Annotated in this window: 13 protein-coding genes; 4 read left to right on the plus strand and 9 right to left on the minus strand. The window is 59.0% G+C overall.

The features are described 5' to 3' along the window. Nucleotides 1–15: 15 nt before the first annotated feature. From HHJ06_RS05600 to HHJ06_RS05630, 7 genes are all read right to left on the minus strand, one after another. Nucleotides 16–1,071 carry a protein arginine kinase gene (locus HHJ06_RS05600; RefSeq protein WP_215428372.1) on the minus strand — a complete coding sequence of 352 codons (1,056 nt, stop codon included), beginning with the start codon at nt 1,069–1,071 and terminating at the stop codon, nt 16–18. A 5-nt stretch (nt 1,072–1,076) separates the two neighbouring features. Next, complete coding sequence (locus HHJ06_RS05605) at nt 1,077–1,568, minus strand: UvrB/UvrC motif-containing protein (protein WP_215428373.1); 492 nt, start codon at nt 1,566–1,568, stop codon at nt 1,077–1,079. 112 nt (nt 1,569–1,680) lie between these two features. Next, a complete protein-coding gene (locus HHJ06_RS05610; RefSeq protein ID WP_215428374.1) occupies nt 1,681–2,544 on the minus strand; it encodes a metal ABC transporter permease in 864 nt (287 codons plus the stop codon). Continuing rightward, nucleotides 2,541–3,347 carry a metal ABC transporter ATP-binding protein gene (locus HHJ06_RS05615; RefSeq protein WP_251841433.1) on the minus strand — a complete coding sequence of 269 codons (807 nt, stop codon included), beginning with the start codon at nt 3,345–3,347 and terminating at the stop codon, nt 2,541–2,543. Before HHJ06_RS05615 ends, HHJ06_RS05610 begins: the two co-directional genes overlap by 4 nt. Beyond that, nucleotides 3,338–3,775: a hypothetical protein gene (locus tag HHJ06_RS05620; RefSeq protein ID WP_215428375.1), complete on the minus strand. Its 438-nt coding sequence runs from the start codon at nt 3,773–3,775 to the stop codon at nt 3,338–3,340. Before HHJ06_RS05620 ends, HHJ06_RS05615 begins: the two co-directional genes overlap by 10 nt. Next, entirely contained in the window at nt 3,772–4,704 is a 933-nt protein-coding gene (locus HHJ06_RS05625; RefSeq protein WP_215428376.1) for a metal ABC transporter substrate-binding protein, read from the minus strand. The genes HHJ06_RS05620 and HHJ06_RS05625 overlap by 4 nt, the downstream gene beginning before the upstream one ends. Nucleotides 4,705–4,771: 67 nt before the next feature. Next, complete coding sequence (locus HHJ06_RS05630; protein ID WP_215428377.1) at nt 4,772–7,393, minus strand: DUF2339 domain-containing protein; 2,622 nt, start codon at nt 7,391–7,393, stop codon at nt 4,772–4,774. 410 nt (nt 7,394–7,803) lie between these two features. Here HHJ06_RS05630 and HHJ06_RS05635 point away from each other — a divergent pair, with 410 nt between their 5' ends. From HHJ06_RS05635 to HHJ06_RS05650, 4 genes are all read left to right on the plus strand, one after another. Then, nucleotides 7,804–10,665 carry a beta-N-acetylglucosaminidase domain-containing protein gene (locus HHJ06_RS05635; protein ID WP_215428378.1) on the plus strand — a complete coding sequence of 954 codons (2,862 nt, stop codon included), beginning with the start codon at nt 7,804–7,806 and terminating at the stop codon, nt 10,663–10,665. Between the two features lie 295 nt (nt 10,666–10,960). Further along, complete coding sequence (gene recJ / locus HHJ06_RS05640; protein ID WP_251841434.1) at nt 10,961–12,643, plus strand: single-stranded-DNA-specific exonuclease RecJ; 1,683 nt, start codon at nt 10,961–10,963, stop codon at nt 12,641–12,643. A 347-nt stretch (nt 12,644–12,990) separates the two neighbouring features. Continuing rightward, nucleotides 12,991–14,151 (plus strand): 2-isopropylmalate synthase, encoded by a 1,161-nt coding sequence (locus HHJ06_RS05645; RefSeq protein WP_215428380.1) that lies wholly within the window; start codon nt 12,991–12,993, stop codon nt 14,149–14,151. Nucleotides 14,152–14,620: 469 nt separating this feature from the next. Beyond that, nucleotides 14,621–15,664, plus strand: a complete 1,044-nt coding sequence (locus HHJ06_RS05650; RefSeq protein ID WP_215428381.1) for a glycosyltransferase family 10 domain-containing protein — start codon at nt 14,621–14,623, stop codon at nt 15,662–15,664. Nucleotides 15,665–15,837: 173 nt separating this feature from the next. Here the strand turns inward: HHJ06_RS05650 and HHJ06_RS05655 are convergent, their stop codons facing one another. Then, complete coding sequence (locus HHJ06_RS05655; protein WP_215428382.1) at nt 15,838–16,125, minus strand: hypothetical protein; 288 nt, start codon at nt 16,123–16,125, stop codon at nt 15,838–15,840. A 130-nt stretch (nt 16,126–16,255) separates the two neighbouring features. Further along, on the minus strand, nt 16,256–16,420 hold the full coding sequence (locus HHJ06_RS05660) for a hypothetical protein (RefSeq protein ID WP_215428383.1): 165 nt from the start codon (nt 16,418–16,420) through the stop codon (nt 16,256–16,258). Between the last annotated feature and the right edge of the window lie 641 nt (nt 16,421–17,061).

The raw sequence follows: 17,061 nt of genomic DNA on the forward strand, positions 1-17,061 counted from the left end.
TGTTTTGTTGTTGCATTAATCTCCGGACAGTTCCTTCCGGATAATGTCCGCACGGATCTGGTCCCTGTGTTCCGGGGTGGTTTGGTCCGTGGTGGACAGGCGGGCCAGGTGGGCCGGCTGAATGTTCAGTATGGTTTTATTGACGTTTTTTAATGCCTGGTGGGAAAAGATGTCCAGGGAGGCTCCCATCCGGAGGAAGGAGAGCAGCCCCAGGGCCTCCTGCGTGGAGAGCAGGGTGGCGTTGGTCAGGAGGCCGTAGGCGCGGGAAACGCGGTCTTTCACCTGGAGGGTGGAGGCCTGGAGAAGCCGCCTGCGCGCGTTCCATTCCTGATGGGCCAGGTCCGAGGTGAAGCGGGTCATGCGTTCCACGATCCGGTCCTCACTGTCTCCCAGCGTGGTCTGGTTGGAGATCTGGAACAAGTTGCCGGTGGCTTCCGTTCCTTCCCCGTACAGGCCGCGGACGGTGATGTTGAGCTGCACGGCCGCCTGGACGACCTGCTGCATCTGTTCGGAGATGACCAGGCCCGGCAGGTGCATCATGACGGAGGCCCTCATGCCCGTGCCCAGGTTGGTGGGGCAGGCGGTAAGGTACCCCAGCCGCGTGTTGTACGCGTACGGGAGCTTGGCCTCCAGCTCGGAATCTATTTTGGAGATGGCTCCCCATGCCTTTTTAAGCTGGATGCCGGGCAGGATGTACTGCAGGCGCAGGTGGTCCTCCTCATTGAAGAGGATGCTGGCGTTCTGGCTGCGTGAGATGAGCACCGCGCAGCCTTCCGCGCGTGCGGCCAGTTCCCGGGAGATGAGGTGGCGTTCCACCAGCAGCTGCTTCTGCTGCTGGGTGAGCCCGGAGAGTTCCGCGTAGTAGCCGCCTTTCATGACGGGGATTTGGCGCGCTTCTCCGGAAGTAAGCTTCAGCGTGTCTTCCCTCTGCTGGCGCGTGGCCCAGCCGGGAAAGGGGGTGGCGGTCAGATTGCGTGCCAGGCGGATGCGGGAGGTCAGAACGATGTCGTGTTCATCCCGTGATTCCACCATCCATTTGGCGGGGTTGTTCAGTAAGTCGTCAAAGAGCATGTAGGTTAATTGGTCGGCGTGCGCAATTGCTTGATTTGATCGCGGAGCTTGGCCGCGCGTTCATAATCTTCTCTTGCTACTGCCAGGGATAGTTGTTGTTCCAGATCACTGATGGTGTGGGTTTCCGTTTCGCGCTTTTCCGCCCTTTCAGGCGTCTTTCCGTGATGGTGGGAATCAGGCTGAATCTGGGCCAGAAGAGGGAGAATCTCTTCTTCAAAGACGTTGTAGCATTCACTGCAGCCCAGGCGTCCTACATTTTTGTAATCCTGAAGGGTGAAGGAGCAGATCGGGCAGCTTGTGAGCGGGAGGGACTGGAGGGCCGGAATGGGGGCGGAGGGATCCGCTGCTCCTTCCTTGCCGAACTGCCCCTGAAGGTTCGGGAACAGTTTCTCCGCCAGATCAAAGGCGTCCGGGTCCAGCAGGCCCCGCTCCTGGGCGCATTTGGCGCAGAGGCAGAATTTGGTGGACTTCCCGTTGATGATCTGTGTCAGGAACACCGTTGCCGGTGCAGAGCATATCTCACATTTTTTCACAACCCGCATTATAATGGCAACCCCCACGGCGGACTAGTAGTCTGCGTGTCATGGATTGTCATGAAAACGGGCCTTGTTATTGTACGGAGGAAGAATTCTTTCTGCGCTGTTTCAAAAGCCCGCACCGTGATGAATACAAATAGGCTGCGCAGAAGATGGTTCCCAGCACCAGAATGATGGTTGCGCCCAGATGCCAGCCCAGCGGGAAGGACAGGTAGAAGGCCAGCAAAGAGCCCAGCCCGCCGATGATTCCGCCCCCCCAGAAGAGGTGGGAGGGCTTGTTGGTGAGCATGTACACCGTGGCGGCGGGACCGACAAGCAGGCCCAGCGTCAGGAAGGCGCCCACGGCCTGGAGGGAAGACACCAGCACCAGGATGATGAGGGTGAAGATGCCGTAGCTGATGAGGCGGGAGGGGATGCCCAATGTGGTGGCGATGTCCGGGTCAAACAGATAGATCAGGATGGGGCGCCGGAAAAGCAGCAGGATCAGGACGCTGACGGAGCTGATGGCGAAGGCGATCCACAGGTCGGAGTCGGACAGGCTCATGATGGAGCCGAACAGCCAGTCGTCTATCTTCTGCTGAAGCCCCAGCCGCACCAGCACGATGAAGCCCGCGGCGAAGGCCGTGGTGTGCAGGATGGACAGAGCCGTGTCCTGGTTCAGCCGGGATGTGCGGGAGACGAAGAGGGACCCCAGCCCGACGAGCAGGGCCGCCACCACGGCGCCCGTCAGCAGGCTCCAGCGGGTGAGGCCGAAGAGCAGCACGGCCAGGGCAATGCCCGGCAGCAGGGCGCAGGACAGCGTGCCGATCTGAAGGGCTGATTTTTTCAGGATAACCAGCCCGCTGACGAAGCCGTTGGCAAAGCCGATCATGACGCAGGCCAGCAGGGAGCGCTGGGCGATGGGCTCGCGGAGGAATTGAAGAAAATCGTCCATCATGAAAGCCGGGCCTCCGGTTGGGGTTCCATTCCATACGTCTCACTGATGCGCCGGGTGGTAAGCACTTCCCTGGCGGGACCGAAGGCGACCAGTTCCCGGTTCATCAGCAGGACAGTGTCAAAAATATCCGCCGCCGTGTTCAGGTCGTGATGGGAGGCGATCACCAGGCGGCCTTCCGCCGCCAGGGAATCCAGCAGGTGCCCCAGGGACTGGCACGCGGGGGCGTCCAGCCCCGTGAAAGGCTCGTCCAGCAGGAGGACGTGGGCCTCCTGGGCCAGCGCCCGCGCCAGGAAGGCCCGCTGCTGCTGGCCGCCGGAAAGCTCGGAAATCTGGCGGTCCGCCAGGGACTCCATGCCCAGCACGTGCAGGGACTTCTCCACGATGTCCCGGTCATGCGCCCCGAACTTTTTCCACAGGCCCAGGGCCGGGTAGCGCCCCATCTCCACCAGGGCGCGCACGGTGATGGGGAAGGACCAGTCCACGTCGGAACGCTGGGGCAGGTAGGCTATTTCTCCCGGCGTATCATGCAGGGGGCGGCCATTCCACAGGATTTCTCCGGAATCAGGCCGGATCAGGCCGGCCAGGGCCTTGATCAGCGTGGATTTTCCCGCGCCGTTGGGACCCATCAGGGCCAGCGTGTGCCCGCAGGTGATGGAAAAGCTGATGCCGTTCAGGGCAAGAAGCCGCCCGTAATACACGCTGAGGTTCCGCACTTCCAGCCGATGGCGGTCCGGATGGCTGGCGTGGGCCCCCCAGCAGATGTGGTCCCGGGCGCAGTGAGGGTCTGGACTGTTTATTTCCATGAGAAGGAGTAGCTGTCGTTCAGGGAAGGGCCGAAGGACCACCGCGTGGCGGAGGCCGCTTCCCTCCCCTCCGGTTCCAGTTCCAGCGTGACGGGAGTGTCCGGCGTGTTTTCCGGCCACCGGGCGGAAACGGTGAGGGTGACGGAGCCGTTTGCCAGCGGAAGGCCGCATTCCACTTCTTCATGCAGGCCGGGCGCGGCGGACTGCCAGAGGACGCGGCTTCCCTGGGAGATGGAAAGGAACTCCGGACGGTGCGCGCACCTGACCGTAATGACTGTGGGAACGACGTCCGCGGACTGCTCTGCGGGAGCCGGACGGGACGCTTCCTGCGCCGGAGGGGTCCCGGCCGTCATTCGGTAAAGGAACAGCCCCAGCAGGATGACGACTCCCAGGGCCGGGAGAAACTGTCGCAGGGGGGAGCTGGTCATGGTTTGGGTGACGGGGAAAGGGCTTCCTTGATGATGCCGACGTTCTGCTTGAACATGGTCTCAAAAGTGTGGCCGTCCGGAGCCAGCCCGTCGGTATTAATCGGTTTGGCGACGGGGATGTTCAGGGATTTGGCGATCTCCGTCAGGCTCTTGGGGTTGGAGGAATATTCCGGGAACAGGGCTTTTACCCCGGCGGCGCGCAGTTTCTTCAGTGTGGAGGCCAGCTGGGCGGAATTGCCCTCGTCTTCCCGGCTCACCCCCTGGATGCTGATGCTGCGGAAGCCGAACTCCTTGCAGAAATGGTTCATGGCCGCGTGCCCCGTTACCAGGATGCGGTCTGTTTCCGGAATATCGGCAAGCTCCTTCCTGGCCCAGGAGGAAAGCTGGTCCATCTTCCTGTTCCACCGGGCCAGTCCCGCCTTGTAATCCTGTTCATGGGCCGGGTCCATCCGGGTGAGGGCGGCAGCCAGGGCGCGGGCGGCGCGTTTCATGTTGGCCGGGGTATGCCACCAGTGGGGGTCATTGGGGCCGTGGGCGCAGCAGTCATCCCCGTGGTCATGGTCATGGTCTGCGGTGTCCGCCGCCACGGGAACGTCCGGAATGGAGGCCCCTAGGTCCAGAATTTGCGCTTTTCCGCCCAGGGCGTCCTTCAGCTTGGGAAGGTACGGCTCCAGATTCTTGCCGGAGGCCAGCACCAGGCGCGCCTGCCCGGCGGCGGCGATGTCCTGCGGTGCGGGTTCAAAGCTGTGCAGGTTTCCGTTGGGGCGCAGCAGGTCCGCCACCTGCACATGGCTGCCGCCGATGGCGCGCGCCATATCTCCTAGGATGGGATGCAGGGCCGCTATTTTCAGGGCGGGGGCATCCTGAGCCTGAAGAGTGCAGAACAGGCCCAGAAGACACAGAAAAGGAATCAGAACGCGCCGGAGCATGTTCCGCATTATGGACCGCCCGGCTGGTGATGCAATGGTCAAATTTGTCTTCTAAAGTAAGATGACGCTAACTTTTTGGCGCCTCCCCCCGGGGATTCTTTTTGTTCCGCAGCTTGATATTGAACTTCTGGTACAGGAAGGAGGAAATGAGCACGATGGCGGCCAGCCCCACGAGGGCTCCCACGCGGTAAAGCTGCCCGAGGCTGGAAATATCGTAACAGACGGCTTTCAACAGGGTGATGCCCAGCAGGGCTAGCCCCGCCATGCGCACCCTGGAAGACCTGATGTCAAATCCCGTGGCGATCAGCCCCAGGGCAAAGAGGCTCCAGGCGATGGAGATGGTCAGGTCCTGCGCCACGCTGCTCCCGAACTGGATCATCAGCGGACGGTCTCCCGGCGCGGCGAAGCCGCAGGAAATCTCCGTGTTCATCCAGATGAAGAGCAGAATGGCTCCAAAGATATTCAGGATCGTGACCATGATGCGGAGACGGGATTTGTGGTTTTCCGGCAGCCGGGGCGCCACTTTTCTCTGCACCCACCAGGCTCCGGCCATGCAGCAGAAAACCATGGTGGCAAACATCGTGCGCAGGGCCGGCATTCCCGCCGGGTCAAGCAGGACAAAGGCCTGGGACAGCCCGTTGCGGACAAACAGGAAAGCCAGCAGGAGAAAACCCGTCCAGGCCAGCCTGGGCAGGGGGAATTTGGCGCACAGCAGCAGAAGGGCCAGCCCTTCCAGGGACCAGGCGACGGTCAGGGGGGCTCCGGTCCACTGGAGGCCGATGGCCAGGGTCACCATGCCGATTCCCGCCCCATAGTAGAAACTGAGTACGGAAGAACGTTTCAAAAGCGTTTCAGCGGGAAGTTTCTGCAAGTACAGGGCAGCCAGCAGGGGAGGAACCGCACAGGAGAGGGCGACGGCTGCCTCCCAGAAACGGGCGGACTCCGGAAAATGATCCATCCCGAAGAGCCGCCAGGAAAGGTAAAACAGGGGAGCCGCCAGCGCGGAGGCGCTCCACGCCAGCAGGCCGTTGCGGAACCGCCGGACCAGCACAAGGGGAAGCAGGAAGACCGCCAGAAAAACGGCTGCGGAACCCACGGGATGAATTTGCTGGCAGGAGGCCGCCAGCGTGTACCCGGCTGCCGCGACCACCAGGGCCTGCCCCCTCTGGTGCCGGACGGCCATCACGCAGAATGCGGCGGCTGTCAGGAAAACGTATAATGGGGTGGAGGCGGACGGGGGCATGACCAGCAGCCACGCCAGAGCCGCCGTGGCGAAGCAGGAAATCCTGATGCCCGGCTGGAGTTCCGCCAGATAAGCTCCTCCGGAGGGCGTGCGTGCAGACAGCACCGTGTAGGACGCCGGAATCATGAACAGGCAGAACAGCCCCCGCAGCAGGGCGGGGAGCCAGAGGGGGGACTGGGTAAACCCCGCTGCGGAAGACTGGTAAAAAAAGAAGACGGTAAAAAGCCCCATGGGCAGGAAGCATCCCCAGTACGTGGCTCTGGCGCGTGCCAGGGGGAGCAGGGCTATCATGGGGAGCATGCCTGTCAGCAGGAGGAGCGCCTGGGAAGAAAAAGAAAGGAACCGGAAGCTGCACTCCGACTCCAGGCGGAAGGCCGCCAGGCAGGTCACGGCAATGGCGCAGAAGGCCAGGAAGAAGGGCATTCCCTTTTTCTCAGGTTCAGGCTGCCGCTTGCCGGCATACAGGCCGTAGCCGCCGTACAGCAGCAGGGTGCACAGGGAGAGGACGGCTACGGCGGCAACATGGGAGGGACTCCCGTATTCGTCAAACCAGCCCATCAGCAGGATGGTATAAGCCGCTAGGCCCGTGCCGCCGGCGGCCGTCCACCTGGTGGCGGCAACGACGGCGAGCAATCCGGCATTGAGGATGGTCATGTACAGGAACAGGGAAACCGTATGGTCCTGGCCGGTGGACAGGATGACCGGGGTGAGGAACCCGCCGATGATGCCCAGAAAGGCAATCACCCGGAACCGCAGCCGCACCGCCAGGACAAACGCGGCCGCCGTGGTGGCCGCCAGCAGGGCGGAGGCTATGGCAGGGGTGAAGAAGGGAAGCTCGTAAAACATGCGCCCGGCGCAGGTAGCCAGGTACAGCACCAGAATGCCCGTGGAGGTCAGCGTGCCGGAAAGGATGGGGTACTTCCTCCTCAGCCGTGACAGCCCGGCGCCCAGCAGGACGGCTGCCGCCAGGTACGTAAGGCCCACCCTCCATTCCGGAGAGATCAGGTCATTGTCAATGCTGTACTTGACGAAGAAGCCGGTCCCCAGGAACAGGACGAATCCCCCTATCCAGGAGAGCAGCTTGGCGCCGATGAAGTATTCCCAGGAAAAGGAAGCGGGCAGGGCTGCGGCGGGTTTGATGTTCCGGGCCGTCTGCACGCTGTGCCGGGGAGAAAGGGCCTGGACGGGTTCCCGGCCCGGAGAGGCAGGGGGAAGCGTGCGGACAGGCTGGGCCGGGCTTTCCGCAGGGGGCGGGAGTCTCTTCCTGGTCTCTGCGGGGACATGCCGGGGAGAGGAACGGGGATCCAAACGTTCTTTCAGCCGGGCGACTTCCGTCTCCAGGGTGTAGACTTTTTGTTCCAGAGAAGTGACCTGGCAGGCCTTCACAAAGGTGAAGACCATTCCGGAAAGCAGGCCGAGGACCAGCAGAAGAATGAAAAATTCCATGGGGAGGGAAGGGGGGTAGGGAAAATGTATTTTACACCTTAAGAACGGAACTGCAAGATGCAAAAGGGGACATGGGAGGGCCGGACTGAATGCGCGGCCATCCCGTTGGGAGGGAAAACCATGGACGGGAGACGGAAGTTTAATCCATTCATCTTCCGGATTGTTCCGCCGTGGCGTCCTTAAGCTGCGTTTTCCGTCCATACCGTGCAATGGAATTAAAAACCTCTTAACGTCAGGGATGGTTGATTAAAAGGCCGGGGGAGAAAGGATTCATCCCGGGAATCTTTTCCATCCGCCGGCATCTTCCGGGCCTGACTGCGTTTTCCTCCTGTTGACATATTGCAGTGTCTGAACAAAACGTTTTTTCTTGAGGTGGAAAGTCTTTTTTGATTCCATTATCGCGCATAATCATGAATGGCTTTCAACTTCTTCAATGTGGTTTGAGCGTGGCGGCCCTGCTGGGCGGTTCCGCTCTTGCGGGGGCGCCCGCCGTGTATCCGGCTCCCCAGCAGTCCAAACTCTCCTCCCAGACGGTCGCTTTTTCCGGAAAGCCTTCCGTGGTCATCCGCTCCGCCAAGACGGCCGGGAGCAAGCTGCTGAACGGGGTTCCGGAAAAATCGGGCGCCTACAAGCTGGTCATCTCCCCGCAGGGAAAAGTGGCCATAGGCGCCCATGACGAACGCGGCGCGTTTTACGCCATGCAGACGCTGCGGCAGCTGGGCACGAAAACCGGGGGTGAGGGCGTGACGCTGCCCGTGGGGGAAATCACGGACTGGCCGGACATTGAATTCCGCGGAACGGTAGAAGGCTTCTACGGCACCCCCTGGAGCCATGAAGCCCGTTTGAGCCAGCTGCGCTTTTACGGCCGGAACAAGATGAACACATACATCTACGGGCCCAAGGACGATCCCTACCACTCCTCCCCCCACTGGCGGGACCCCTATCCCGCGGACCAGGCCGCCCAGATCAAGGAACTGGTGAAGGTGGCCAAGGAAAACCACGTGGACTTTGTCTGGGCCATCCACCCCGGCAAGGACATCAAGTGGACGGAAGAGGACATGAACAACGTCATTAAAAAGTTTGAGATGATGTACAAGCTGGGCGTCCGCTCCTTCGCCGTATTCTTTGACGACATCTTCGGCGAAGGCAAGAGGGGGGACATGCAGGCCCTTCTGCTGAACAAGATCAACAACGAATTCGTCAAGGTGAAGAAGGACGTCACCCCCCTGGTCATGTGCCCCACAGAGTACAACCGCGGCTGGGCTGATCCCAAGCCGGGAACCTACCTGGACATTCTGGGCGACCGTCTGGACCCCTCCATCCATGTCATGTGGACGGGGGATTCCGTATGCCATGACATCACGCTGGAAGGCCAGCAGTGGGTGAACAAAAGAATCAAGCGCCCTTCCTACGTCTGGTGGAACTTCCCGGTGACGGACTACTGCCGCTCCAACCTGTGCATGGGCCGTGTGTACGGCGTCGCCACGGAGCCGGGCGCCAAGGAATCCATGGGCGGTTTCGTCTCCAACCCCATGGACAAGCCGGAGGCGTCCAAGGTCTCCCTCTTCGGCCTTGCGGACTACACCTGGAACATCAACGGCTTTAAATCGGAGGAATCCTGGAAGGAAGGCGTCAAGCGCCTGTTCCCGCAGGCGGCGGAAGCCATGCAGGTTTTTGTGAACCACAACTCCGACCAGGGCCCCAACGGCCACGGCTACCGCCGCGAGGAATCCGTGGAAATAGAACCCGTGGTCAAGCGCGTGCTGGAAGCGGCCCGTGAAGGCAAGGTAGTGAAGGCGGATGCGGCCCTGCTCAAGAAGGAATTCGCGCGCATGGCCGCCGCCGCGCCCGTCATCCGGGCCAAGGCGGACAATCCCCGGCTGATGAAGGAAATCGGCGCGTGGGTGGACGCCTTTGAACAACTGGGCCGCGCCGGACAATATGCCGTAGCGGCGCTGGAAGAAAACAACACGAAGAACGCTGTAACCCAGCTGGTGCAGGCCACGCAGGCCCTGGCGGCTATGGACGGCATCTCCCGCCGCCACAACCAGGAAGGCCAATTGTACCGTTCCGTGGTGAAGACCGGTTCCCGTGTGATGACGCCCGCCGTCAATGAACTGGCGGACATCGTCTCCAAAAAAGCCTTCCCGGCCATTGCGGGCTCCCCGGCGCTTTCCCCCAAGCCCCTGGTCAAGGGCGGCAGCATGGACAAGGCGGAACTCTTCTGTGACGGGGACCGCGGCTCCTTCTGGCATTCCGGTGCCTATGGCGAGCCGGGAGACTGGTATGGCGTGGACTACGGCATGCAGATTCCCGTGCGGAGCGTGGAAGTGCTCATGGGGCGCAATGACAAGGACGGCGACTATGTAGCCAGGGGACAGCTTGAAGGCTCCCGGGACATGAAGACGTGGAAACCGCTGGGACCGGAAACCTCCGGCATGCAAGTGGTGTGGCAGGCTCCCAAGCCCGTCTCCCTCCGTGCCGTGCGCTACCGCGTCATTGAACCGAAGAAAACGGACAATGGCCGCTCCGTCTGGACCGCCGTGCGGGAAATAGCCGTCAACACGCCTCCTGCAGCCATGGCCGCCTCCAATGTGGCGGGGCTGGAAGGGGTTTCCGTACAGAAATCCGACAAAATCGTGCGCATCAACCGCGTGATGGAAACGCACAAGATGAAGCCCGGCGAATTCATCTCCCTGCAACTGGAAGGCCCCACGGACGCCACCTGGCTGGAAGTCAACCTGGAACGGGATGATCTCAACTCCTGGGCTGAGGTTGAGCTGGACGTGGAAGGCTCCGCCAAACCCGTGGTACAGAAGCTGGACAAGCAGGGCAGAAACTTCATTGCCAGGGCGAACCAGCTCCCCAAGGGAATCAAGGGCATGAAACTGGTCAACAAAAGCGGCAAGGAACAGGACATCATCCTGAACATGTTCAAATTTGACGTTCCCCCCTCGGACCCCGGCACCAGCCTGGTCTCCCTGACTGACAGGAACCTGAAAACGGTCTACCGTGCCGACAAGCCCCTGGATGTGACCATTCCCAACCTGGACAACCCCAAGGCCTCCAAGGTAGTAGTCGTAGGGTCCGCCGCCTTTGCCATTCAGGCGCGCCGTGGCGAGGGCGCCTGGGTGCCTGTGGGCAAGAGGAACGCCGGCCCCGGAGCCTCTGAATTTGCCATTCCCCCCGGGACTTCCGCCGTGCGCCTGACATACAAGGCCCCCCAGCCGGACGCGATCATCAATGAGGTGATCTTCTCCTCTAAAAAATAACGGTATCAAGCGCTGGCGCCTGATATGACGGCCCCGTCCGGAGAAAATCCGGACGGGGCTTTTCCGTTCATGGACATCCGGCATGAAGGCCGTTCCTTCCATATGGGAATGCGCATTATTCATTACGGCGTAAAGAACCCCTTTGTCCGGAGCAGGGCGCCCTTCCTTTTTCTTCTGCTTTGACAGCCTGTTATGGAAACAACCTTGACCCTGTTGGGCGGCGGGATAAAATACTTCCATGACACCGGGCTTTCATTGGACTCTCCGCCCCTCCGTGAGGGAGGATGATCCGGTCTTGAAAGCGTTTCCCGCAGAACTGCCCTTGCTGGTCAAGCAGCTCCTGCTGCAGCGCGGATTTACCGGAGGTGCGGAAACGGACCTCTTTCTGGAGCCCAGGCTTTCCCACCTGAGCGACCCCTTCCTGATGGGGGAAATGAGAGCCGCCGTGGACCGCATTTTCCAGGCTGTTGATGAAGGGGAAACCGTGTGCATTTACGGGGACTATGATGTGGACGGGGTCACCTCCGTGGCGCTCCTGCGGGCCATTCTGATGTCCTATGACTTGGACCCGCAGTACTTTATCCCCGTCCGCTCCCGGGAAGGCTACGGGCTCAGTGAAGCGGGCATAGAGCGCTGCCTCTGCGAATGCGCGGAAAAACCCAGCCTGCTCATTACCGTGGACTGCGGCACCTCCTCCGTAAAGGAAGTGGACATGCTCAACGGCCTGGGAATAGACGTCATCATTCTGGACCACCATGAGGCGGGGCCGCTGGGCCGGCCGGACGCGGTGGCGGTGGTCAATGCCAAAATTGAGGAGGACAGCCCGTACACCTACCTGTGCAGCGCGGGAGTGGTCTTCAAGCTGGCCCATGCCCTGCTGAAGGAGCGGAAGCTGAAAACCTTTGACCTGAAACTTTATCTGGACCTGGTAGCCGTGGCTACCGTGGCGGACATCGTCCCGCTGGTGGATGAAAACAGGATTCTGGTGCGCCACGGCCTGGGAAGGCTGGCGCACAGCCGCCATACGGGCCTGAAAACCTTGACGGAAATAGCGGGCATCCGCCCTTCAGACTCCGCCAACCACGCGGGCTTCCTGAACGCTGCGCATGTGGGCTTCAGGATAGGTCCCCGCATCAATGCTGCCGGGCGCATGGACTCCCCCATGGACGCCCTGGAACTTCTCCTGACCATGGACAACAGGCGCGCCGTGCAGCTCGCCCAGATGCTGGACTCCCACAACCGCAAGCGGCAGGAGGAAGAGGAAGCCATCCGGACGGATGCGGTGGAAATGCTTCACAACTCCTTTGACCCGGAGCGGGACAACGTCATCGTGCTCGGTTCCCGCGCGTGGCATCCCGGCGTGGTGGGCATCGTGGCCTCCCAGCTCATGAGGCGGTACCACAAGCCCACCTTCGTCATCGCCTTTGATGAAAGCGGCGTGGGGAAGGGCTCGGGCCGCTCCATCCCCGGCGTATCCCTGGTGCAGGCCATCCACCACTGTGCGGATACGCTGGTTTCCGGCGGCGGCCATGACATGGCCGCGGGCCTGGTGATTGAGGAATCCCGCATGGACGACTTCCGCAAGGCCTTCAACCGTTACGTCTCTGAAACCACCACGGAGGAACAGCGCAGCCCCGTGCTCAACATTGACATGGAAGTCTCCTTCCAGGCGCTGACGCTGGACCTGCTGGACAGCTATGAAAAGCTGGAGCCCTTCGGCAACTCCAATCCCCAGCCCCTCTTCATGAGTTCCGACGTTTTCCCCACGGAACCGCCCAAGCGCGTGGGAACCAACCATTTGAAGCTCTTCATGCGGCAGGGCATGGTGGAGCGTGACGCCATCTTCTTCAACGGAGCGGAGCGGGAACTCCCCAATCCCCCCTGGGACATCGCCTTTACGATTGACCGCAATGTGTACCGCGGCCGCGCCTCCCTGTCCATCTCCATTCAGGAAATACGTTCCCACCGGGAAATGTAGTTTCTCCACAAGGGGAGGTGAGCGTGCACGGTTCTTCTCCGGAAAAGGTCATACATCCCGCCGTCCTTGACAAAACCGTGTCAAAAATGCATCGTCTGCCTTGTTCCCCCCATTCAGGGCGGAGTTATGGTAAAAATAAGCAAGATGAACACCCTGTTCCTTCAAGGTCGTCTATTGCTACTTCTCGGACGGTAGTCCGTGAAGATATCTTGATATGCGCCGGTGAGCCGTTCCGGCGCGAGGGAAGTAAACGGCTGGTCTTGATTTGCGCCAAAGGAAGGATTCCGGAACAGGAACGTTTCCGTGCGCAGTTTCCGAAGGAACGAACCCTTAACATTTTTACTATAATGAAAGAACACATACATATTTTTGATACGACGCTGAGAGACGGGGAACAGTGCCCCGGCGCGGCGATGACCGTGGAGCAGAAAATACAGGTTGCCATGCAACTGGAAGCTCTGGGAGTGGACGTAATTGAGGCGGGCTTTCCCGTCATCTCGGACGGCGACTTCCGCGCTGTCCGCACTGTGGCGGAACGCACGAAAAAAAGCCGCGTCTGCGGGCTGGCCCGCTGCGTGGAGAAAGACATCATTGCCGCCCATGAAGCGTTGAAGGTCGCCGGAGACCGGGAGCGCATCCATCTGGTGGTGGCCACCTCCCCCATCCACCGGAAATACAAGCTGGAAAAAAGCCGCGGGCAAATCAGGGAGATGGCCACTAGGGCTGTCGCCATGGCCTCCGGATTATGCGGGGAAGTGCAGTTTTCCGCGGAGGATGCTTCCCGGACGGAGCCGGAATTCCTGGCGGAGATTGTGGAAGCTGTGATTGATGCGGGAGCCGCCGTCGTCAACATTCCGGATACGGTGGGGTACACGATGCCGGAGGAATACTACCGCCTGATTTCCTACCTGAAATCCAACGTCCCCAACGTGAGCCGCGCCAGGCTTTCCGTCCACTGCCATGACGACATGGGAATGGCCGTAGCCAATTCATTGGCAGCCGTCCGTGCCGGGGCGCAACAGGTGGAGGGCACCATCAACGGCATCGGTGAACGGGCGGGCAACACGGCCCTGGAGGAAGTCATCATGGCGCTGCATTCCCGGTCGGACTTCTTTTCCGGCGTGCAGACCGGAGTGCGGACGAAGGAACTGGTGCGGACCAGCCGCATGGTGGCCGCCATGAGCGGCCTGTCCGTCTCGCGCTCCAAGGCCGTGGTGGGGGCGAACGCCTTTGCCCACGGTTCCGGCATTCACCAGGACGGCGTTTTGAAAAACCGGAGCACTTATGAAGTCATGGACCCGGAGGAAATCGGCTGGGGAGCTACGGAACTGCCCCTGACCAAGCATTCCGGCAGGCACGCCGTAAAGATGCGTCTGAATGCACTAGGCTTTTCCGTTCCGGATACGGACATGCCGCGCCTGTTTGAGTTGTTCAAACAGCGTGGAGACCAGTGCAAGTTCGTGTATGACGACGACTTGTCCGCCATGGTGCACGCCATTCATGCGTAATCTTCCCCTCCCGGGAATTCTATGGGAATTCCCGGGAGGTTTGTTTTGTCCACGGCGAAAGTCATTATATCTGTTCTGATGGAAAATTCCTGTTAAAAGCGGGCTATTCGTATTTGCTCCGGTAAGTTCAGCATTTGTTTCCAGCTTCTTTTTCTGACTGCGGGAAGGAATGGAGGACAAATAACTTTTGCATGGTGACGTTCTTCAAGATTTTTATGCCGTCTTCGTTTCCCCTAAAAGACGCATGGCCTGGCCACGCTGCCGCATTTGGGATTCTGTAGAAGTTGATTAATCCGGGCATATAAAACGCCCTCAGCACCGTTTTGGTTAAATGAAATTCCGCTGATGTGCAAAAAGTGTTTTAAACAAGCCTATTACGGGAGAAAAATATCCAGGGGCTTATCCTGTGCACATTGACTATCCGCCTTGGACCTGTATAATTCCTTACCAGTATTTTAGAAAAGCGGCAATGAAGGTAAAGATCGGGTTCATGGAAGGCGCCGAGGAATGGCAGATCAAGGTGTTTTTATACCGTTTCAGGAACATTGATCCCTCCATCCTTGAGTTTGACATTGATAAAGACAATGCGGATTTCCTTATCGCCTTTCCGTGGCTGTATAAATCCACCAGGGAGGTATTTCTTCAGTTTTTGCAGGACTCGGCAGGAAGAATTACGATCATGGATGTATTGGGAGAAGCCGTTGCCCCCAATTTGAACTTGTTTGACTACCACATCGGGTTCGATCCTTCCGGCCTGGACGGCCGCGTGCTGGAAGCTCCCTATCTTTTTTCGTACCGCGCTTCGCTGGACTGTATGTCTCCGGATCATTTAGCCGATGCCCTGGACGGGAAAAGCGGATTCTGCAATTATATTTATTCCCATGGGGAAGGGCATCCGTACCGCATCCAGTTGTTCTCCCATCTTTCCGCCTACAAGAAAGTCAATGCCATAGGAAAACATTTAAATAATACGCCCTGTGACCTTCCCAGGGAAGCCGATGATTGGATGAAAGGAAGCGTGTTGCTGAAAACCCCTTATAAATTTTCCATCGCTTGTGAGAATGCCTGGTACAGGGGCTACTCCACGGAAAAAATCATCACGAGTTTCCAGGCCCGCTCCATTCCTCTCTACTGGGGCAATCCATTGATTGAGGAGGAATATAATCCCAAGGCGTTTATTAATTGCCACCGTTTTTCCTCCCTGGATGAAGTAGTGGCGGAGATCAGGAGAATTGACGAGGATGACGACCTGTGGCGTTCCATGGTGGAGGAGCCCAAGCGCCTGCCCTGGCAGATTGAGCGCGCGCAGGAAAAGGAAGATAACCTGACCGCGGCGCTGTTGGAAATCTTTGCTTCCCCCGTGGAGCAGGCGAGGAGAAGGGGAGACGGGCTGTGGCTGGATCATTACAGGAATTTTTTCATCCATCATTTGAGCAGCCGCAGAAAAACTCCCCGGGAAAAGCTGGAGGCGAAGTTGAAAAAGTGGAGTAAAAAACTCTTCCGTCATTCTTAAGAATTCTTCTGCGCGGATGTGCCATTTATTCCCTGCCTGTGGAGGGAAAGCGGAGAAACTATCATTTCCATGACGGTGCTATACGGCCGGTTCGTCCAGAGTTGTTGCCGGAAAAATATCCTAATTACAGGGTGAGAAAAGAAACGGCTCTGGAAAAACAGTCCGGACGGCAACTACTTTTCTCCTGGTGTGCTCCATTGAAGGAATTTCAACACGGAAAAGGATCTGTAGCCGATGATGTCCGTTCCTTCCGTGATGGCTTTAACATGGACGAGCTGGTCCTTCTGGAGCATGGCGGAGTTCTTCAGCCCTGCTATTTTACAGGGTTGTTCCTTGATTTCACGGTATCCGCAGGAATAAGGCCCGGCGGCGTAGGCAAGGGCGGCGTATGGCCGTAGACCCGCACGGTATTTTTCCGGCCGCGCCGGTTCCTGCTCAAATTGTTCCTTTTGCTTTTGCATCCCGGCAAGCTTTCCCCTGCCGTTTTTTTGCCGCGCTTTTCCCTGGCGGATTCAAGGACAACCATTTCCGGAATGATGCCCAGGGCCGTCCGCTGTTCCGGGGCCATTTGGCGGTGGGAATGCTTTTTGTTTATTCATCATGTTTGATTTTAGCCAGGAAGCCGATTTGGCAGGAGATGGCGGCATTGCCATTGACATGGCCGTCCAGGGTCAGTTTGGGGAAAGCTATTTCCCCGGCAAGAGCGGGAAATGCCGCGCCCAGGCACAGGAAAATGGAAAAATAAGGGATAGTCATGATTTTGTGATTCATGTCGGGATGCAGTTTGGCAAGAAAGGAAGAGCCAGAAGGCCTGAAAAGAGCCTGCACGGGCGTCGGCGGCGCCCAATGCAAGAATGGTGGAAGTGATGCCCGGCGAGGCTGTGGAAAAAGCTTCAAGACGCCGGGATTATGGCGCATTCCCGGAGCTTTTCAGGACGGGCCAGCCCGGCTGGCGGAGGATCAGGCTGTGCCCTGCCGGGCAACATGTTTTCATTTGCAGGATCAAAGCGTTGAAAAACAATAGTTAATGTAATAATGTCATTTCCTGTTTTGGGATTATTGTATTATTGAACAGGCAAATTGTAAAAAAGAACAAAGGTGTATTTGTTCCCCATTTGCTGCGCTGATTTATTCCCTGACATAGTTTGTTGAAAGAATGTTTTCAGCTGAACAAACACAGTCGATTTCGGTCAGCACGAATATGGGAATACCGCCATTCATCTGTGTTTACGGTTCCCGGCAGGCTGTGTCCGTGCCGGGCCGGCGCAGCATATGTCCGGACCCGGGAGAGCCTTCTCCTTCCTTTGGCGCTCCCGGCGGGAAAAGATGGCTTCCGCCGCTTTTCCGGCGCCCCTGCGGCCGATATTCCTTTATTTCATTAAAGAAAGTTTTTTTTG

The sequence above is a fragment of the Akkermansia muciniphila genome (genome assembly GCF_018709685.1).
GTDB classification, from domain to species: Bacteria; Verrucomicrobiota; Verrucomicrobiia; order Verrucomicrobiales; family Akkermansiaceae; genus Akkermansia; species Akkermansia muciniphila_E.